The sequence below is a fragment of the Acinetobacter sp. WCHA39 genome, assembly GCF_002165385.1.
In the GTDB taxonomy this organism is placed as follows: Bacteria; Pseudomonadota; Gammaproteobacteria; order Pseudomonadales; family Moraxellaceae; genus Acinetobacter.
Genome location: NZ_NHRP01000011.1, coordinates 34,910 through 54,407, shown reverse-complemented (window position 1 = coordinate 54,407; position 19,498 = coordinate 34,910). Strand labels below are relative to the sequence as shown.

27 protein-coding genes and 1 tRNA gene are annotated in these 19,498 nt (G+C 36.9%); all 28 read right to left on the bottom strand.

What is annotated here, in order from left to right:
* Nucleotides 1–94 precede the first annotated feature (94 nt).
* The gene (locus CDG56_RS07505; protein ID WP_087547459.1) at nt 95–730 is read right to left on the bottom strand and encodes a hypothetical protein; all 636 of its coding nucleotides are present in this window, start codon (nt 728–730) and stop codon (nt 95–97) included.
* On the bottom strand, nt 718–2,160 hold the full coding sequence (locus CDG56_RS07500) for a hypothetical protein (RefSeq protein ID WP_087547458.1): 1,443 nt from the start codon (nt 2,158–2,160) through the stop codon (nt 718–720). Before CDG56_RS07500 ends, CDG56_RS07505 begins: the two co-directional genes overlap by 13 nt.
* On the bottom strand, nt 2,144–2,482 hold the full coding sequence (locus CDG56_RS07495) for a hypothetical protein (protein WP_046739123.1): 339 nt from the start codon (nt 2,480–2,482) through the stop codon (nt 2,144–2,146). The genes CDG56_RS07500 and CDG56_RS07495 overlap by 17 nt, the downstream gene beginning before the upstream one ends.
* On the bottom strand, nt 2,479–2,844 hold the full coding sequence (locus CDG56_RS07490) for a hypothetical protein (protein WP_087547457.1): 366 nt from the start codon (nt 2,842–2,844) through the stop codon (nt 2,479–2,481). The genes CDG56_RS07495 and CDG56_RS07490 overlap by 4 nt, the downstream gene beginning before the upstream one ends.
* Before the next feature lie 150 nt (nt 2,845–2,994).
* Nucleotides 2,995–4,371, bottom strand: a complete 1,377-nt coding sequence (locus CDG56_RS17280; protein WP_227519049.1) for a hypothetical protein — start codon at nt 4,369–4,371, stop codon at nt 2,995–2,997.
* 83 nt (nt 4,372–4,454) lie between these two features.
* Nucleotides 4,455–5,123, bottom strand: a complete 669-nt coding sequence (locus tag CDG56_RS07475; RefSeq protein ID WP_171295124.1) for a DUF4760 domain-containing protein — start codon at nt 5,121–5,123, stop codon at nt 4,455–4,457.
* A gap of 574 nt (nt 5,124–5,697) precedes the next feature.
* Nucleotides 5,698–5,774, bottom strand: a tRNA-Met gene (locus CDG56_RS07470).
* Nucleotides 5,775–5,839: 65 nt separating this feature from the next.
* Nucleotides 5,840–6,187: a hypothetical protein gene (locus CDG56_RS07465; protein WP_087547455.1), complete on the bottom strand. Its 348-nt coding sequence runs from the start codon at nt 6,185–6,187 to the stop codon at nt 5,840–5,842.
* Nucleotides 6,188–6,219: 32 nt separating this feature from the next.
* Complete coding sequence (locus CDG56_RS07460) at nt 6,220–6,735, bottom strand: hypothetical protein (RefSeq protein ID WP_087547454.1); 516 nt, start codon at nt 6,733–6,735, stop codon at nt 6,220–6,222.
* An 84-nt stretch (nt 6,736–6,819) separates the two neighbouring features.
* Nucleotides 6,820–7,113, bottom strand: coding sequence for a hypothetical protein (locus tag CDG56_RS07455; protein ID WP_087547453.1), 294 nt, complete (start codon nt 7,111–7,113; stop codon nt 6,820–6,822).
* Nucleotides 7,106–9,328, bottom strand: coding sequence for a hypothetical protein (locus CDG56_RS07450; RefSeq protein WP_087547452.1), 2,223 nt, complete (start codon nt 9,326–9,328; stop codon nt 7,106–7,108). The genes CDG56_RS07455 and CDG56_RS07450 overlap by 8 nt, the downstream gene beginning before the upstream one ends.
* 58 nt (nt 9,329–9,386) lie before the next feature.
* Nucleotides 9,387–9,827 (bottom strand): hypothetical protein, encoded by a 441-nt coding sequence (locus CDG56_RS07445; protein WP_046739128.1) that lies wholly within the window; start codon nt 9,825–9,827, stop codon nt 9,387–9,389.
* Nucleotides 9,814–9,996: a hypothetical protein gene (locus tag CDG56_RS07440; RefSeq protein ID WP_087547451.1), complete on the bottom strand. Its 183-nt coding sequence runs from the start codon at nt 9,994–9,996 to the stop codon at nt 9,814–9,816. Before CDG56_RS07440 ends, CDG56_RS07445 begins: the two co-directional genes overlap by 14 nt.
* A gap of 10 nt (nt 9,997–10,006) precedes the next feature.
* Complete coding sequence (locus CDG56_RS07435; RefSeq protein ID WP_087547450.1) at nt 10,007–10,264, bottom strand: hypothetical protein; 258 nt, start codon at nt 10,262–10,264, stop codon at nt 10,007–10,009.
* Entirely contained in the window at nt 10,261–10,476 is a 216-nt protein-coding gene (locus CDG56_RS07430; protein ID WP_087547449.1) for a hypothetical protein, read from the bottom strand. The genes CDG56_RS07435 and CDG56_RS07430 overlap by 4 nt, the downstream gene beginning before the upstream one ends.
* Nucleotides 10,477–10,479: 3 nt before the next feature.
* Nucleotides 10,480–11,157 (bottom strand): adenylosuccinate synthase, encoded by a 678-nt coding sequence (locus CDG56_RS07425; RefSeq protein ID WP_087547448.1) that lies wholly within the window; start codon nt 11,155–11,157, stop codon nt 10,480–10,482.
* Nucleotides 11,154–11,447, bottom strand: coding sequence for a hypothetical protein (locus CDG56_RS07420; RefSeq protein ID WP_087547447.1), 294 nt, complete (start codon nt 11,445–11,447; stop codon nt 11,154–11,156). The genes CDG56_RS07425 and CDG56_RS07420 overlap by 4 nt, the downstream gene beginning before the upstream one ends.
* Nucleotides 11,440–12,303: a hypothetical protein gene (locus tag CDG56_RS07415; RefSeq protein ID WP_087547446.1), complete on the bottom strand. Its 864-nt coding sequence runs from the start codon at nt 12,301–12,303 to the stop codon at nt 11,440–11,442. Before CDG56_RS07415 ends, CDG56_RS07420 begins: the two co-directional genes overlap by 8 nt.
* 2 nt (nt 12,304–12,305) lie before the next feature.
* Nucleotides 12,306–13,010, bottom strand: a complete 705-nt coding sequence (locus CDG56_RS07410) for a helix-turn-helix domain-containing protein (RefSeq protein WP_087547445.1) — start codon at nt 13,008–13,010, stop codon at nt 12,306–12,308.
* Nucleotides 13,010–13,696 (bottom strand): RusA family crossover junction endodeoxyribonuclease, encoded by a 687-nt coding sequence (locus CDG56_RS07405; RefSeq protein ID WP_087547444.1) that lies wholly within the window; start codon nt 13,694–13,696, stop codon nt 13,010–13,012. The genes CDG56_RS07410 and CDG56_RS07405 overlap by 1 nt, the downstream gene beginning before the upstream one ends.
* On the bottom strand, nt 13,689–14,171 hold the full coding sequence (locus CDG56_RS07400) for a hypothetical protein (RefSeq protein WP_087547443.1): 483 nt from the start codon (nt 14,169–14,171) through the stop codon (nt 13,689–13,691). Before CDG56_RS07400 ends, CDG56_RS07405 begins: the two co-directional genes overlap by 8 nt.
* The gene (locus CDG56_RS07395) at nt 14,168–14,917 is read right to left on the bottom strand and encodes a hypothetical protein (protein WP_087547442.1); all 750 of its coding nucleotides are present in this window, start codon (nt 14,915–14,917) and stop codon (nt 14,168–14,170) included. Before CDG56_RS07395 ends, CDG56_RS07400 begins: the two co-directional genes overlap by 4 nt.
* Nucleotides 14,910–15,887: a YdaU family protein gene (locus CDG56_RS07390; RefSeq protein WP_087547441.1), complete on the bottom strand. Its 978-nt coding sequence runs from the start codon at nt 15,885–15,887 to the stop codon at nt 14,910–14,912. The genes CDG56_RS07395 and CDG56_RS07390 overlap by 8 nt, the downstream gene beginning before the upstream one ends.
* The gene (locus CDG56_RS07385) at nt 15,887–17,041 is read right to left on the bottom strand and encodes a DNA-methyltransferase (RefSeq protein ID WP_087547440.1); all 1,155 of its coding nucleotides are present in this window, start codon (nt 17,039–17,041) and stop codon (nt 15,887–15,889) included. Before CDG56_RS07385 ends, CDG56_RS07390 begins: the two co-directional genes overlap by 1 nt.
* Nucleotides 17,038–17,592, bottom strand: coding sequence for a hypothetical protein (locus CDG56_RS07380; RefSeq protein WP_087547439.1), 555 nt, complete (start codon nt 17,590–17,592; stop codon nt 17,038–17,040). The genes CDG56_RS07385 and CDG56_RS07380 overlap by 4 nt, the downstream gene beginning before the upstream one ends.
* On the bottom strand, nt 17,589–18,380 hold the full coding sequence (locus tag CDG56_RS07375; protein WP_227519048.1) for a hypothetical protein: 792 nt from the start codon (nt 18,378–18,380) through the stop codon (nt 17,589–17,591). The genes CDG56_RS07380 and CDG56_RS07375 overlap by 4 nt, the downstream gene beginning before the upstream one ends.
* The gene (locus CDG56_RS07370) at nt 18,377–18,664 is read right to left on the bottom strand and encodes a hypothetical protein (protein WP_087547438.1); all 288 of its coding nucleotides are present in this window, start codon (nt 18,662–18,664) and stop codon (nt 18,377–18,379) included. The genes CDG56_RS07375 and CDG56_RS07370 overlap by 4 nt, the downstream gene beginning before the upstream one ends.
* Entirely contained in the window at nt 18,664–19,467 is an 804-nt protein-coding gene (locus CDG56_RS07365) for a hypothetical protein (RefSeq protein WP_087547437.1), read from the bottom strand. The genes CDG56_RS07370 and CDG56_RS07365 overlap by 1 nt, the downstream gene beginning before the upstream one ends.
* Between the last annotated feature and the right edge of the window lie 31 nt (nt 19,468–19,498).

Below are 19,498 nucleotides of genomic sequence, written 5' to 3'. Positions count from 1 at the left end.
TCAAACAAATACATAAAACCATTGTTAGGTGTACTTAGTTTTCTTGAGTTCCAATTATCAAACGAGTATCAAATTGCTTTCTGGTTATGGGCAATTAATTTTGAGTTATCCCATCACTTTCATCATAAATCAGATAACTTTTGCCAATTACAGCTATGCTTAGGTCCGTATGACTTTCTAGGTCTGTTTCTAATCCGTTTGCGATAACTTTTACTACAATATTAGCTGGAACTAATCTTCTTAAAATTGGTGACAGTTCAATAATTTCAGAAAGCTCTATTGAATCATCAATTGATATTTGAATACGGCTAGTTAGAAAATGATCAGGTTTTTCTTCATCAGTTAAATATAAGGGATAACTATTAATTAAGTTAATAGGATGCCACATCCTTTTAATTTGCCACTTATCTGTCCAGATCATTCTCAAAATAAATTCAAGAAAGCCTAATCCACGCTCACTTGCCAAACTGGACCAATTTGCATAAATCACTCGCATTAACGTATCTGACGTAAATGGACGGCGCAAAACAACTAATCCATCTTTTTTTGTAAAACGATCTACGACCGTACGACTGCCTAAATGTGGCGCTCCATAGTCCAAAACATCCTGTAATCTTTGCTGATAAACGTCTGCAAAGACCTGTTTAAAAGCCTTTGACATTACTGTTTCTAAGCCTGTGTGGTTGTTTGGCTGCTCATCAATTGGTCGAGTAAAACTTACAGGAACCATGCTTCACCTGTCTCTGCTGTTCGCTCAATATTAAGTGTAATACTCTCATTAGTAACAAAGACCCATTCATGTGGTTTATTCAAAATCTTTGGAACATTTACAGAGAAATCACTAATGTTATCTTGAAAGGCGACAATATTTTTTCTGAGTTGTGTAGAAATTTCTTGTGTATTAAAGCCATTCATTAACCAACGATTTGATCTTAATTGCGTCCGTCCATAGCGTTCAATCAACAACCCTTTAATCTGGCTTTTCACTCCATCTAAGTCATGTACAGAAGCTAAACGGCCATTAAGAGTGATAATAAATGGTTTTTCTTCCACGATATGAACACGTACTCTCTCTTTATAAAGACTATCAAGTTGACCAATATATTGAATGATTTCTTGCTCTAAGCTTGCTTGCTCTAAATTATTCTTTGCAACTATGGCGATATGTAAATGGTTAATATCTTGGTAAGTAACACCGTAATATCGATTCTGTTCGTTCTCATTCCATACGGCGATATAGTGGCATCGGGCCATATACTTTTGCCGTACTAAGTAATCAAAATTACCTAAGAAAACTGCATTTTCATCATAGAGTGCAGGATATGTCGAAAGCACTTTTAACTGTGAAATATTAAGTGGGTCTGCACCTTGCCGAACTACAGCTCCTTGCTTAAAACGTACTGATACTTTAGTTTCATCTAAAGTTAAAACTTCAGCTAAGGAGGCATCTTTTAGCCTTGAAACGTCAACGTCACCATAGGTCTCAAGAATACCAAAAGTAAACGTCTGGTTTGCTGCAGCTGTTCGACCTGCTCTGTCATCATCCCCAAACTCAATAAATATACGGCGTAGGCTGTCCGTTGTAAGATTAAATGCATATTCCAAAGGTGCTACATTCATCCAACGTTTTTTTTGAATATAGTTCTGATTTGTATTATCACGAACAGACAATCCAGCTAATGCCAGATCATCTTGTAACTTTAGTTCGACACGATGAAAAGTCTCTGAATTTGCGACGGTGTATTGCACTTCTCTGTATTCACTTTGTTCTACTGTTACTTCCCCAGTAGACCCAGCTTGAACTGTGACTGGTTGTAATAATCTCCAATACCGCCCACCACTATTGTCCTCAATTAATCGTCCTTGGCTGAGCGTAATACTATTCGCTGATCGATTGATAACCTCCAAAATATGCTGTGTTGGCATCCCAATAGGTAGAATACCCTTATTCGTCGCATCCGCTATAACTGAACGATCACGAGTTTTTACAAATGGTTCAAGTTCTGAGATTTCAAATTCTTGACCGAATAATGCTAGATATGCACCTAAAGAGCGTAAGAACCTTAGGACGATTGGATCTTGTGCGTTATACCGTTCCAGTATTTCAAAATCATCTATATTGGCAATCAATCGTGCTTCAAAATCAGCTTGCGTCAACATCGAAGGTTTCTCCATTTCGCGCTAATTGCTTCTCGCGCACTTCATTTAAATTAATTACGATCTGTTGACCAATTCTTAAATAGATAATTTTGGTCTCAAAACCTTCGTCTTGTGCCCACATCTGAAATTGATCTGCGCTTAACTGCTTTAAGATCGGAATATCGCTTTTCATTTTTTGAATAAATGTATTGGCGACTGGTGCGCTTAACGGTGCTAAAAACAAACTATTAAAGTCTGGGCCATAATCTGAACCAATATATCCATTGATCTCTGACTCTAACCAATGCGCAATCATTGCTAAGATTTTGTTGTAATCGATCATAAGCCTGACCTTTGTGCTGTCATCAACAACAATTTACAGAAAGTGAAAGCTGCTAAAATCGCAAAGCTATAGAGTAAAAAAGTGCTTAAAAGAATATAAAGTCCATAGCCATTCACATTCAGGAATAAAAGCAACTCATAGCTTCGCCAAGTAACAAGACAAGAAAGACATAAACAGAGAAATGACAAACCAAAAATCAATCGTTTTACTTTCTTATAAATAACATCCGTAACACCCTTATTTAACAAAGCTGATAAAGGTCCAGACATTGTTTTAATACTGCCAAATGCTAGATATACGTGCAAAATAAATGAAGTAATAATGAAAATATCGACAATCACAGATTGATAATTAAGATACATGGCTGACTCCAAAGCTTTATGTTTAGGTTATTGCTTCAGAGCTACTATTTTTTATTCTTGTTCCAATAAAAAAGACTACCGAAGTAGTCTTTTTTTGAAAGAATTAGTTTAATTTTTTGTTAGTTAAGTTGCATCATAATTGCATGAGCTTCACGTTTGTTTTGACGCAATGATTCGATCTCTGACTTCGTCAACTGTTTTACCTGAGTTGAGGATGTATTTTGCTTCCCACTCGGTGAGTTTTTTAAAGTCATACCCGAATGTTGATTTCCACCAATTTTCAAGATCGCCATATTTTACTCTCAATTCAGATAATGTAGTTTCATTTAACTTCAACTGGGATGAATATTGCTTACCAGTTAAAGCATACGCTCCAATCACCCTATTAGAACCAAGTGCTTCAACATGTCCTTTCAAAGCAGCAAACGTGCCACCTTGTGTTTGGGTGTCGTCAATCATAATAACATGATTATTATCGTTTAACATACCATCAAAACTTGGAGGGTTTGCTAACCGATGCCAACCATCTCCACCCGTTCTTGAAACCTTTATAGCTTGAACAATATTACTGTCCACTTCAACACCAAGTTTTTTTGCAATAACGATTGCTGTGGCTAAAGGAATCATATTTCGACCAACCGATTCTTCAGCATGAACAGGAACAATCGTAATATTGCGCTCACCGATAATCCCTGATAACCGATTAATCGCATCGTTAGAAACTAAATCTTTTGCAAGTTGATATGCATCCTCAATATTTCCACTTTTCGCTGACTCATATAGAGGATGTGAGGTTGCATCACCAAGAGAGCGGTCTATTACTGTATTGGGGAAATCACCCCAATCAGTACGGTATAAAGGCATATTACGATGTTGATTTGATTTTTTGGAGTTTGATTTTACACTAAATTTCCCATTCTCATCTCTTGGATGCTGCTTTTCATCCCAATCAATTGAATCAAAAGCCGAGGATTGTCCCTCAGCTATCTGCTTTCCCTGAGTGGCTACACCACCCTCCATTTGTATTTGTGCTTGTTTTAATTGATCGAGAAGTTGATCTCGTTGTGCTGTCAGATTTGATAGCTCTTGATCGAGTTGTGTTTCTTCTTCACGCTTATCACTGATTTGCTGCTGGATACTACGATTTTTTCGTGGTGGCAATTTAACCTTTTCTTTTTGGTTCTGTTGTTCCACCTTCGGCTGAGCCTCACGAATCAGTTTGGCAATCCCTGAAACGGCGTTATCAAAAGTCTGTTGGTAATCGTCACTGAAATCACCTGGTAAAACGATCTCTTTTCCATTCAATTCAGATTTGAAGACATCTGCACTTGCACGAGCGAAAAGTGTTAGCTCTTGTCCACCAGCAAATACTAAAAAGATAGGTACAACGCTTACACCACCTTTACGCTGAACCTTTTTAATTTCAACCAATGGAATGCTTTGACCTGTTGCCTTTTCCAAAGCTGATTTGATTTTTTTGATATACGGCGTATCTGGTGTAACTGCCGTTAAGTTTAAAGTACCCATATAAGAATAGCCTTATAAAATATAGAGCTATTCTCACTTAATATCAAAAACTGTTAATTTAGAAGTTCCAAAAACTTAGTGTTTCATTTTATATCATTACTTTTTAGAGGCTTTGCTTTCCATCGAATTGCTAAACATTCAAATTCTTTAAACAAAGTATCTTTCTTAACTGTTTCTCTGAGCTGGGAAACGGCTGGATTACAAATTGCCCAAAATTTAAGCATTGTAGAACAATACATTCTTTTAAACATTTCTTCATCTAATAAGTTTTTATTTATACCAATAGCATAAAACTCATACCGGTTTAATACTTTTAAAAGGTGCATCCTTACAATGGCTTCTTGTTCTGTAAGTTCTCCCTCCTCAACACTTAACAGGCTTGCTAACGTTTTACGAGAACTTACTGTGTCTTTTAACTCAGAAAAATACTTATCTGGCTTATCATTAAATCTTAATACAACTGTTTTAGAATGAAATAAGGTTTCATCTTTATTGTCATCTAGTATTGTATCTAGCGTAGCACGCTCACGAGCTGTATCACGTGATGAATGAATAGTTGAATAAGCTATGTAAGCAGAAACAGCAAACACAATTAGTTGAGAAAAAACTAACCAATCAGGAATTTTCCATTGTCCTAAGTTTAATAAACTGTAAATATTCCCAGCAATTAAAAACATGGATACTAAAAAGGCAGTTAACGCTAACAAGAACGTTACACTGCCTTTATTAAGACTAGATGTGTGATTAGCCATCCCAGCCCTCATAGAAGTTATTCATAAATATATGTTTCATAAGCTTATCCCCATATGTTGATTTTTTTATAATTACAAATCCGTTTAAATAAAATGCTTATTAGCGGTAGGAAGATACATCCAACCACTCAAGAGCACTTTTGGGTGATCTAAAAAAGGTTGTATTTTTGGCATGAACTCTACTCCTAACTCACTGTGGAATTGATTGTGAACAACTTTGTGCATAAGTTCACTATCAATTTATGCAATTATAAATACTATATGCAGCCATGCAAGAGATTTCCAAGCTAACGATATAAAATTATATGATATTGAACATAACAACAGTATATAGTTTCAATAACTTACATATCCTCCAGTTATTTTAATTTTATGTGATAAGTAATGTTTTGTTTTATGTTTAACAATCTAAATTATTTTTTGTAATCCTAAACTTAAATTTGAATAAATATAGTTTTCTAGTGATAAAGCCATTTAAGACTTCTTCATGAAAATGAAAAATTATAGGTGCAAAAAAAGTCCACTTATGTGAACTATTTTTTACTACTTACCCAAGTCAGATAGTAGTTTTAATTGGTAGCGGGAGCTGGATTTGAACCAACGACCTTCGGGTTATGAGCCCGACGAGCTACCAGACTGCTCCATCCCGCACCGACGAGTTAGCTTTGTACGCCTATATCGACTTATAAGCAAGATTTATTTAAATTTTCAATGAATTAAGTACACTTAATACTCAACTTGTTTGCATAATAGTCAGTAGCTAACTTCAAATCTTTCTTTAAGCTCATCTCATTATTCTCTTTTGGTGATAGCTTTAATAGTGCTGGCATATACACTGTGTTATAAAGCCGTGGATAATCCTCACAAAGTATTTTTGTTTGCAGCTCTTTAGATGCTTTAGGATCATCAAGTACATCTAAATACTCACCTATTTTTTTATCCGATTCATTGAATTGAGCTTCTACTTTTGAAAGTTCAGCATCAGTTAGCTTTGTTTCAGGTTGCTTTTGGCAACCAGCAAATAAAGTTGTAAGAATTGTTAAAATTATAAATTTAGTTTTCATATGCATAAGTCTTTTTATTTCACTATTTAATTTTAATTTTTACCAGCAATCATTTCCTTGGAAGCTTGCGTTATATCCTCTATTAACTTCTTGGCTTGATCTGAATTTTTAAAGTTATCCCAATCAGCATCTTTGTTCTTTAAAATTACTCCAAGCTCTCTAAATAAAGGCTCGCATTTTTCATTTTTTGGTACTAGATACGAAACTGTAAACTTATAAATTTCGTTTCTATTTCCATTACTAATATATTTTAAAGAGTCCGACTTTATTTTTTGTTGATGTGTTTTATAGCTGTTCAAAGCATATTCAGGAGAAGATAAGTAACCAGCATACAATGCCATTCCTGCTCCACCAAAAATAAGAGCTTGTGACTCTCTATCACTTTGCTGGTTAAAAGCTGTTTTTATTAATCCTGTGGTTAATGCACTTGAAGCACATTTTGTGTATTGATTTGCTTTAACTTCTTTAGGTTGTGCTTCTGTATCAGCAGCATCTGCTAATGCTGAAATACTTAATAAAATGACTAAGCTGATAATAAATTTTTCCATGTTATTAACTCTAATTTCTATATTAAACTTACAAACAGTATCACTAGATTTATGATGATAAATCTAGTGATTTTATGGCGCAAACTATTGTTTTGTCTTATCTAATTTACAAGGAATCCATTGCTTAGCAGATTCTGAAGCATCACTACGAAATGCCCCCCAGCAATACCCCTTTTTTTCAATTTTTTTTATTATATGTTCTCGTTCATCACATGCTTTCATAGTTTTAGGATCATCCCCTGAACCACCACGACACTTATCATCTAGTATCTCTGTTTTCTCTATAAGACTTTGGACATCTTTAGGCGGAAAATATCCTGCATGTACAAGAATTAAAGGCGAAAACATTAGTGAACCGATTATTAATTTTTTAAGCATTCCATTTATCCCCCATACCTAAGCCACCTGTTATTGCATGAGCTAATAATCTATTGCTCACATTTTGATTGATATTACCACTATTTTGATTAGTAACAATAACCTCCTGTGGTGTAGGTGATGTTAAAAATTCTTTTGCTGGAAGCACATTTGTATCAACTTTTGGAGGTCTATAACTAGCATCCCACGTGTTTGTGCGCGCAGCTAAAGGTTTAATTGAAGATTGCATATTCAAAACTGGTACATTGTCTTTTGCCTTTTGTACGATTGATTCTGCATTTTTCGATATCTCTGAATGTGCCAATGGTGATGACTTTTTGCTTGATATTGTATTATTTTGAGGTGTTACTTTTGCATTTTGGATTATCTGAGTTTTACCAATCGAAAAACCTTCTTCTTTTTCCATTGCATCCATAATTTTTTTTCTATCCGCAGCAGAGTATTCAGACATTTTCTTATTTTGTCCATTAACCGCAGCCAATATATTCCGTTGATATTTTAATGTATCGTTATTATCTTCAATTGGCGCATATGAAGCTATTGTTTGCTTTAAAGTTTTATCTTTATATCCTAAGCCTTGCCCATAATCTAATCTAGTAGACAAACTTTTTGCCCTGTTACTTTCAAAGATTAAATGTTCTTTTGCATTTCGACCAGAATCATAATCTGGAAAAATTGCGAATCTACCATCAGAACCTATTGCTCCATATTTTTTTGCTAATTCGCCATATTCAATATTGCCAGGATTATTATTTCTCCAATTCCTATTACCAGTGCGCTTAACCACCGAACCATCAGCTAATTCAACTATATTTGACCTACCACTTCTAGGAGTCACAATCTTCGTGATAGCTGAGCTATTTGTATTATTTGCAGCAGCCCCAAACTTAACTGGCTCCCCACCATTTTCCCCTTTCCCACCATATTGGCTTCTTAACAGGTAACTTGGATTAGGTTGTCCATTAAATTTTTCATTCCATTTTTCTTTACCCCAGTCATACAGGGACTTAGCCATTCCAGCAGGTGTAAGTTTCAAAGCAGCACTGACAAGCTTTGAAATCATTGACGGTATATCAGCCTCAATTAAAGAATCCGTCCATTCTTTTACATACGGCGCTACGATACCACCTAGCTTCTCACCAACCCATGAACCAATTGCTGCCCCTGCAATTGTCCCAACGGGACCAAAGATACTTCCTATCGCACCACCAGCAACTCCACCAACAGCCGAACCTACTGTACCGCCCTTTTCTTTAGTTGATTTAGTACCCCAATCGCTAAATGACATAGCTGTGAGTAATGCGCCAATTACAGGTAATCCTTTACCAAATTTAAGGATTTTAGCTAGACCTTTGCCTAAGCCTTTACCTTTGCCAAGTAGACCACCCAAAAGGCCACCTAGTAGACCACCACCAGCACCAAGTAGCTTTCCTAATCCACCAAGCAAACCGCCCCTAGATTGCAAATTATCAGCAATTCGCTGAAGTAGTTTTACTTGTTTTCGATTATGGTCACTTTGTTCTTTAGGCAAGGGCTCATTACGTTTGCGTGACTTCATCCAACCAGTAAGCGGACGTAGCATAAATCCAGCAGCTCGCTTCACTGGTGATAGTACCGTCGCAACTTCATTAATTGCGTCAAGTGTAGGGTCTACACCTTGCGGATTTGAAGGCATTACGCCCTTAATCGTGCTACCTATAGTCTGAGCAAGTTTGCCTAATGTTGATTGTTCTGAATTAGCTCCTATGAAACGCCCATTAGCATCACGTCGACGTTCACCAGTATTGCCAAATTCTCTTATAACGTCCTCAGTGCTATTGATTTCAATCGCACGGCGTTTAGGCTTTGCTTTAGGCTGTGGTTTGCTATCTTCTGTTTTAGTTGATTCAGCTATTAAGTCCTCAATAGACTTAGCAACACGGTCTAAAGCTAGTGAAGATTGAACTAAAGGATTTGCCTGTTCGCGGATTAGATCAGAAAAATCAGCTGGTTTAATCTGGGCATCAATGAGTGCTTGTTCTAACGCGCTTAATTTTGGTTTTGGTTGGTCCTCTTGTCGCGAATATTGGTTCTCAATATCTTTGTGCAAACCAATTAAAATATCGCGGATTTGCTCCACGTTTTTATCAATTTTGGATACGTCTTTTCCTGTTTGCTTCAGGCCAATAAGAAACCCAAGTTCATCATACTGTAAGCCACTTGCTGAATTAGACATAAAAAAATCACCCTATTTTTACATAGAGTGATTTTGCGCCATACCTAGCTCTAACATTTTATATGGTTCCAGCTTGTTTTCCTTTAATTGTGTTGAGACCAAAAGCATCTCGAATGCTCTCGATTTTCCACTTTGGCCAACGCTTTACCTGTTCCTCACATCTGTTTAAATATTCTAACAAAGATTCATTTTTTGATTGCTTGATTTGTCTATCCATAGTGAAAGACTTTCGAGAATTGTTATTTAAATTACAAACTCTTATTGCTTGACCGTTGTTTGATTCTAATCTATGACCTACGGCGACTTCTTCTTTAGTCGCTTTTCTATAATTGGTACCATACTGACTTATAACTTCACCAGACTCAGTATTTTTGATCATGTATTTCTTTCTATTAAGATATTCATCGTCCTCAATACCAATGACCTCATCAACTAAATTAAACTCATTGCCATAAATACCTAAATATAAAATTTTTTCTCCTATTTCAAACTGATTCATGGCAAACCTCATCATCGCAAAGTGATTGGTCTATATCACCTGTTAAAGCTTCAATAATATCGTTTGGATTAACTACCTGCGGCAACCAAATAAACTCATTACATGATTGAACCCAGCCACAATAACCGCAAACTAAACCACCTTTTGATCTACCGCATAATGGACACATGATTAATCACCTATAACCCTGTATTGTGGTTGACTATGTCTGAGTCTGTACCCAATCCGTTAGGCTCACCGATATGGTCTATTCTATGACCTGCTGTAATTTCTTCTGATGTTGCATGTCTTATTTGAATGCTCAATCGTCCGTAGAATAAATCATCTGGACCTTTTAGCTGATACATGCGGAAAGGTTGACCTACGACTGTAAAAATAGAGTTGTAATCATCTTCATCAGTCATAACGACTTGATCACCTACGTTGATTGCATTCATTGGCTTACCCTTTTATTTTCAAATTGATTAAATGCTCGTCTTACGGCGTAACTTCTCGCATAAGATGCGACAAAGAAAATGGCTTGAAGTTGAACGCTTTCATGAGTAGATAGCCCATAGAAACGTAAAATAATGAACGCAATAATCAACCCAAGCACGTTTTGTACTATTGTTTCTGCATGGCTTACATACCACTTTTGACCATTTTTCATTGCTCAAAATTTCTCCAAAGTTGCAATACAATTATTGAGATTTACATCTTGCTGTAGCTTTCGAATTTCATGCGCTTGTCTTTGGCATTCCATTTCTAACCGGGTGAAATTTCGTTGCATGTAAAGAATCTTTTCAGGATCTCTTAATCGAGCTAATGCCATCGTCAATAAATTGAACTCGTTCTGTACATTTCGATCATTGAAAGCAAAATCGATAAAGCTTTGTTCTAATGCTTTACCATTGCGCCAATATTGGGAATTTTGATTCCATTCATTGTCATACTTCTCTTTAGGTACAGCCATTGCGCCTTTAATGTATTTGCACCGCTTTCCATTCGAAACGTAGATCAACCCCCATCGCTCTGGTAATTCTTCAGGTTGAATTAGGTCTGTCGGGCAAATGAAATAGCGCCATTTACCAACACCCATTGCTGGATCAATACGATGTGGTTTTTTCTTATCAGCCAAGAAATCAGAACGGCTAGTTTTTGCTTCTAAAAGAATAGTACCGACATCATATCCATTGCCGTGGCGAATGCCGAAAACATCGGGATTCTCTCCATAGCAAGAAGGCTCTACGATTGAAAAATGGCAACCGTGTCCATTAGCAGATTCAGGTTTTCTCAATAACGCAGCGCCGACTTCACACAATTCTCTATGAGTTAAATTTGTTTTGATCATGCAATTGCCTCTTGTTGTACTTCAATTTTCAAACTCGCCTTAACTCTAACGATTGGTGTTAATTGCTTTTCGCTGTACCAATGACCATCATCAAGTAAATACATACGTTTGAAAAAACAGCTCCACAATCTTTTAACTTTTTTAATTTTGGATCTCTTGTAGATAGAATTTTTTTTATAATTTTCTTTGATATATTCCCTTGTAAAATCTATCGGAAATACATAAATTTTAAGATTAATATCTTGAAGTATGTGTAAAGCTACTGTCTCACCAATTTTAAAATTACCCATTTGCTATTTCCTCTTGTTCTTGTTGGTCAGGTTCTGGATCACCTGCCTCAATCATTGCTAACTTACGTGCAAAGGCTGCTTTTTTATCAGTGGCCATTTTCTCTTTGGCAAGTCTCATTCTTTCTTCAGCACCAGCAACAACCGCAGAGCGTTTCGACTGAATTTCAGACTGATCTTTGAGTTCTTCAATTTCAAAGCCCCAAAACAAGGCTTCGGATTTTGCGATATTAGCTAGAGTGATACTTTGCTTTACATTCAGTTCAACGATTTGACTGATCAAACCCATTTTGAACTTCAAGCCATTAATAACTTTGATAGCTGCTTCATCTTCTGGATCTAAATTTCCTACATCGAGCTGTAAAACTTCATCTCTGATATGAATAACACTGGTAATTGTGTCACCAGCTAATTGGCCCAAATCAGCCAGTCGAAGCCGATTCTGTTGAATAATCTGTGCTGAAGTCAGTCGATTAAGATCAGCTGTACTAAAACCCTTATTTGCATCTGATTTTTGACCCCAAATCTCAGCAATATTTGACGGCTTTTTGACAGATTTTTGACTAGTATTTACTCCTTCATTTTCATTATCTTGGGTGCTTTCTTGACTAGTCTTTTTACTAGTCAATTTTTTAATTTCGTTATTGAGTTCACGGGCAGTCTTTTTGACTAGGTTTTTCGTGCACTTTTTCCATTTTTCAGCGATTGCTTTACGGCGCACAACTGAAGGAGAAGGCATTTCACAGCCTAACTCCTCACCGACTTGATCAACCAGTTTTTGCCAGGTGATCTTAGGGGATGACTCATAAACTAATTTGAGTCGATCCCATATTTCTTGTGAGTATGATTGCACTGCCATGATTAAACCAATCCAGTACCAGATAAAAAATCAAGTTGCTGATCGTCATCATCATCCTTTTTGTCTTTTAGCGTTGTTTGAGTGAACCGTGTTTTACGTTGGCTCTTTAAGTCTTGAAGTATTTTCTCTTGAAGTTGATCCTCATCACGATCTGAAATATCTTCCAAACCTTTGGCAATATGATTGAATTGAACTGCGCGCTCTTTTTCACATTCTTGAATTGTTTGGATTAAATCCATCATTACAGGTTGTAATTTCTCTTGTTGAACGCGATCTAGTTGCAAAAATTGTTTTGCGACAGTTTTTGATTGCTCTAATAGCTGTACCTGTAGCGCCTTTGGAAATGAGCTGATATGTCTCGCACATAACAAAGAAATCTGTGCTGTAATCGCGTTTAGATTGTCAGCAAGAATATCGCCAACACTATTGAACAACACCCCTGCGACAGATTCAGTTTCATTAAGTTCAGGATTAATCGTAAAACCTAATACCCAATCGACAGAGACCCGATACATGCTACACATGACTTGCAGTAGCTCAGCGTCAGGCAATGTCTTACCGTTCTCCATTTCACTAATACGGTTCTTTTGCTCAACACCAAACAATTCAATAGCAACTTCGTGTTGAAGCATCCCACGGCGTTCTCTTGCAAGGGCAAGTTTACGACCGATCATGACTCTTTTTTCTAAATCAGTTCTTTTAGCCATTATGCAACTCTCCCAGCAAGCCAGTCGAAGTTCACTTTCTTATCTAGCCAATTTGTTTCGTTGATAAATACACATGAAAGCCATACACAACCATCTTCAGTAGGTTCTGCAAATTCAATTTTTTCTTTCACAAAAATGTTGTCATCTTTAAAAAGTAGCTCTGTACCTTTCAAAGAGTCGATTAGCAGTTTTGGATAGTTATCAATATCAAAGCGCGGATATGTTGATGCACTATAACTACGAGTTTTTCGTGGTGGCTGAACAAGCAATCGAATTTCACATTGTTGTGAAGTTGCTTTCCATTTAAGCGCTTTAAAAATTGGTGCATAAATTTCAAAAACTCGACGTTTAAATTTCTTAGCACCAACCGATAAACTATTACGTTGTTTACCTGTGCTCTCATCAATCGTGGCACGCCAAATATCATTGGCACTAATGCCATAAGGTAGTTTTACAGTGATAAAGCCTTTACCTGTAATGACTAATCCGCCTGTACTGCCTTGATGCAGTTGATCACCGTTTACAGTTTCACTAGTTACAGCACATGGCAAAATAACTTTTTTATCTAAAGCTCGACGTGCGCGTGCTTGGCGATTCGTTTTGGTTTCAATCAGTGGATGCATAGCAAAGAATTCAGTTTTGCCGTTTTTCGCCCACTGTTCCCATAAATTACGACTTTTACCCATGATGATCACCCTTTGAAGCAGTGTTCAACGTATTGAGTTTATGAAGTAAAGCCTTAGTTTCAGCACGGCTTAAGCGAAGTTCTTTCCAGAGTTCAAATGCCAATGCTACAGCTAATTTTTGATAGCCGTCGATTGAATCGTAAGTAAAAACATCCACACCATATTGATTAATCAATACTGAATATTGGTTTTGCTGTTTTAACCATGTTTCGAATTCTTCACGAATTTGCTTAATTAGTTCCAGTGAAGTGAGTTGAACAAAGTTTTCAGGGCACATAAACGGGGTGCCTTGTTCCAATTGACCGTAGACATAACCATCTTCATGGCGATCTACAATTGCATAACCTTTGATATGTTTTCCTGAAAACTCAGTGCGCGAATCACTAATGAAATCTACGTGTACTCTTGTACCCTTTTTAAATTGCGTTGTTTTCGCTTCTGTTGGCTCTTTTGCTTGAGCTATTGTCTGATTCATGCTGTACCACCAATATGCTTAATAACGGTTTTAGGGACATTCAGACCATCACGCTCACATGCTTCTAAATATTCGTCTGGTTGATCGAATGGATCAGGCCACGGCTCTTGAACTGCTGGACTTGCCAAGTTTTGTTTTGGTTCAAGTTTTTGCGGTTGTTGAATTGAGCGATTATTAATATTTAGCTTCTGCTTCAATGCGTTAAGGCGCTGTACAGCTTCATCATTAGATACTGGTACATGGCTTTTTTTCTTGTGTTCCAATTGCTTTGGCGGTACATACATTTCTTGGGTACGTCCAACTTGCTGAGCTTTGGCAACAAAGGCGTTATATGTATTGGAAAACTGTTCTCGTGCTGTTCTCATATGACCTTCATAGATCAATTGAATAACTTCATCGAGGGCAACTTTTGTTATTTGCGTGATTTGCACACTTTTGTCAGCTGTAAAACGACATGCACGCGCCCATGCTTCATCTGCTGACATCCACGTCTCACCAATGCACCAATCACGGAAATCAGAGAAAGACGGCATAAACTTTCCACCCGATTTAAGTAATCTGGTCCGTGCGCGTTCAAACTGATCTACATTGACATCACACAGGCATTCCATCGCTTTTGATTCAACAAACTCCATCGGTACGGCATTATCACCCGTTGTTGGAAAATTCTTGTTGAATTGCGCAGCGTGAATTACACGTAAATCTGAAATTAGGATGCGGATATCCTGAATCGTAATTTTATGCATGTCCGTACTCCCCACTAGCTATCAGCTTTTTTGAAGGCGTTACGTCCACAATGGTGTTTGCGCTTTGTTCTTCATCAAGAATGCGCTCAAAATAGCCCTTAGCTGGTTGATTAGTATTTACAGGTTGATTCGCTTTGGTTTGCTTTTCCCGACGTTTAATCACGTCTTGAATATTGTTTTGAATCCAACTAAGCCATTTCACAAACCAAATGCTTGGCGTGTTTTTATCGTTTTTCGCTGCAAAGAAATCACAATAATCTTGTAGCAAGGTTTGAAAATCAGTTGATGAAATTGATTCATGTCTTGGTACCGCTAGATCAATAAAGTCCATTTGAAATTGTGAATGCTCGCTTGCAAGCTCAAGTAACGAATAAAATTCTTTGTCATGTGCTTGATAGGTTGCAAACTGAATCGGGAAAAAACCAACTTTTCCATCGCTCGCGTTATTACCATTACTATCTTGGTTATTGGTTAGTGGTTCTTGGTTAATGGTTATTGGTTTAGGCTTTTTTTGGCTTTCCGTTGGGTTTTCTTGGTTAAGCGGTGGGTTTATTTCGCTTTCCGTTGGGTTTTCTTGGGTTTGTCCAGTTAGTTGTTCTCCCTGTTGAGATTCACCAGAATCATTACCTGTTTTCGCCTTGTTTTTAGACCCTTTCGGACGGCCACCTTGCTTACCATTCTCTGCCTGTTTAGCGATATAAGTTTTATATGCAATCAAATCTTCTTGTATATGATTCTGAATGTAGATGCCTTCCTCATTCATAACAAAGAATTTTTTCAAAACAAACTTAACTGCTGCAATTTCTTCATCAGTTTCAGCCCAGACCCAATCAATCGCTTGTGCTTCAGTTGGAAATGCTTCGCGGTCATAACAAGCATCCATAAGCAAGTTATAAACACCATGCTGTAAAATATTAAGGCGTCCTGCTTTACGATGGTAATCACCAATTTTCTTTTCGTAGTAATGCATTAGAGCGCCTCCATAAATAAATCTTGCTGATCTGGCATTTTTGAACTAATGCCTTCTTTGACAAACTGACATCTAGCATTAGCAATTGCGAAATACTCTGCTTCGCGCTCAATACCTACAAAGCCAAAACCTTCTAATATTGCTGCTTTGCCTGTACTACCCGACCCCATAAACGGATCAAGCACTACACCACCTTTAGGCGTAACTAATCTGCACAAATAGCGCATTAATTCCGTAGGTTTTACAGTTGGATGAAAATTCCCATTTCGCTTAGACCAATCAACATTTTCACAATCTCGCATTGTTGAATTCATCTGCAGCATTGGCTTATTTGAGCTTTCGGTACCTTCATTTCGATCTGTACGATTTGCTTTAGCGCAATAGAAAAATCTTGCTGCTGAACCTCTATCACCATATGAAACAGTTTCAGTGCCATAAGGACGGCTTTCTTTACCAAATGAATTACTGGTATTACCGTTTTGGTCCTTGCTTGAAGCTTTTATTTTGTTGTTACTTCCACTGGCGGTAATGGGAAAATTATCCATAACCTCATCACTACCATCGTGAATCAGATTTGTAGGCCAACGTCCTACCGTATCTGGCTGATTTGCACATACAGGAATGTAATTGTCAGATTGTCCAGTCAAAGATGGGCGTCCATTTGCCTTAGATTTATATCCGCCATTTAATGAAATACGACATTCATCAATATTTATTGCACCCGTTCCATGTAGTTGTACATTTTGAGCAACCGTACCAATTAAAGGCTTACGTGCGAAAGTAATCGGTTCAAGCGCTGGTTTTAATGCGGTACCCCAACCTTGCCATTCTCCATCGAGGTTATGAGATTTTGGAAAGCCTGAACCATAGATCCAAGCAATCATGTCCCTAATCTCAAAACCTGCATCTTCAATATTGCAAGCCATTCGATGCTGTGTACGAGTACCAGCAAATGCTAGTAAGTGCCCACCTGGTTTAAGAACGCGAATACATTCTTGCCAAATTTCAATGCTTGGTACTTCACAATCCCATTTTTTACCCATGAATTTCAGTCCATAGGGCGGATCAGTGACAATGCTGTCTATTGAGTTATCAGAAAGGTCTTTCAAAACCTGTAAACAATCACCTTGATATAAATTGAATGGTTGTGTCATACGCTATGGCCTTTAACTACGTACTTAACCTCTCCATTCAAGATGGCTTGGATCAAACGTTTGTGTTGGGGTGCCCAATATAGGGATTTGACGTATATCCTTAATTTTCCATAATCATGTTGTTTACGCTTAATAAACCAATCAGCTTCTTGGTACGTTAAGAAAACACCAACATCAAACCATTCAACTTTAAAATTTGTTTTATAAAGATGTAGGTCATTATCTTTTGAGAAGTTTTTTAAAACATCGCTTTGATCACATGCATCAAGATCAGTAAAGAGCTCACTATGAACATCAATTGCTAAAGCATTGAGTTCATGTTTATCTTCTGCATCTAGTTCATTAAAGTAATCAAGTGCAGTATCGAACTCTGTACCCTCTTCTCCATCTACCCAGCAACTCTTATCTGAATATTCTGAATTAAATCCATAAACCTTTTTTTCTTCCTGAACATGGAAAATTGGACTTGCAGTACCAGCATTTAATTCAGTTTGAGAAGTTTTAAGGTCAGCAACTAGTTGCAACCATTCATCAAATGTAAATTGGCTCATACCATCACCTCATCTAATTTCTTAAATTCGGCAATGACATCTTTCAGAATGTCTAATAGAAATACATAGTGGCTATTGGGCAAGCTAGGATTTTTATCCCACCACCAATCATCCCCAAGTAAATTACTTAATAACTCTAATGAATCGCTATCAAGCAAATCATAGAGGTGTGAAGCTCCATTAAACTGCTTATCTGAAATATCTTTATAAGCGGAACGCAATTTCTTTTTAGTAATTTCACCAGACTTACGTGCATCTTTAAGAACATCAAGATAGCTGGTTGCAAACCATTCAAAAAATTCCTCACCACTTTGAACAGGAACGGTATCCATCAATTTAGGGAAAAGTTTTTTTATCAAATAATATTCATCACATTGCGCAATGAACTTTTTAAATGAGGCTTGACCTACATGACTAAAAAAACTACTTCCAGCGAAATCATCACAAACTAATGTAATTCGTCCACCGCCAAGGCTATAGGTAGAATTAGGTTCAATATAGACAATTGCCCAATGATCTTTGTATGGGCCAATACTTGATAGAACTATCTTCTCAATAGGCTGGATTTTTTCTTCAGGCAAACGCTTATTAGCTTCTGCCTCTTTATTTGTCGCTTTACGTTCGATCTGTGATTCAAGATGAGCTGTTTCAGAAGATGTAGAAAGGTTCAGTAACCGATACTTACTCGTTCTTTTTCCTATATTGAAAACCTTAACGATCTGAAAAATATGATTAGATTTCTTTTTCAAAATTAAATCATTGATTTGAAACTTAGGTGTTTTTTTCATGCAGCACCTGCCCGTGCTTCATCAGCAACTACAACAAAAACGCTTTCACCATTAAAATTGATTAAGTTCGAAGCAAATAACGATGATTCAATTTGCTCACAAACGTCATCTTTTAATTGATGCTCAAAAGCCAAACGTGCTTTCCAGTCCTCACGCCAAACTTGATCGTCTGGAGAAGATGCCTGAATTGCTTCTTGCTGCATTTCTAACAAAAGAGAAATTGCCGACTTATGGAAATTGAATACACATTGGAGGTGTGAACGATTATTTTTGTTTGATTTCATTATCGAGCACCTACCAATTTTTGTAGGCGATCAAGATCAAATTTGCTTTGACATGACTTTGTTAAATAAAACCACAACAAATATGCACCATCAGCTTGATTATCAAAAGAATCAGCTTCTGAAAGATTTCCATCTTGTTGTGCAATCAATTTTTGATTGTTGAAAAACTCAATGCGGTCAACTGTGCTTTGTGTAATTTGTTCATATGTAAAATTACTTTCTGCAAAAGTTGGAATAACCTTAGGTTGATATGTCTCTAAAGTATTTTTCAGATCATTGATTGCAATACTCTCTGCAATAGCCTTACTGAATCCCATGATTCTTAATTCTTGTTTAGACCAATCGCCTTCAACCCAAATAAAGATTTCTTTTTTTAGAAAATCAATTTTCTCGAAATAACGATCAAAATGAGTCGCACCAACTGGTGCATTCTCAACAAGATATTTAATTGCTTTGATGCCACCAAAAACCGCGACAAAGTATTCATTACAAGCATTTTGAAGCTTTTCAAGAGAAATTAAATTCGATCTAACTTCAGAATCGTAGTAGTAATTCTTTTCTAATGAATACCAGTCAAATGCATCTGGATTATCATTAAGAATTTTTAGTGCCTGGTTAATGCCTCCAACCACACTTAGTAAGTGTTGTTGTGGTTGGATGTATGCAGACTCTGGTGCTAAACCTAAAGCAGCTTCTTGCTTTTCAATATGCTGAATCATGCAGTGATTACACTGCTCACCCTGTGCTTTAAAATCAGTACATTTGTTTGCACAACGATGTTCTGATAAAGTAATTGAGTTCATTTTTACCTCGAAATGAAATGAATAAAATTTT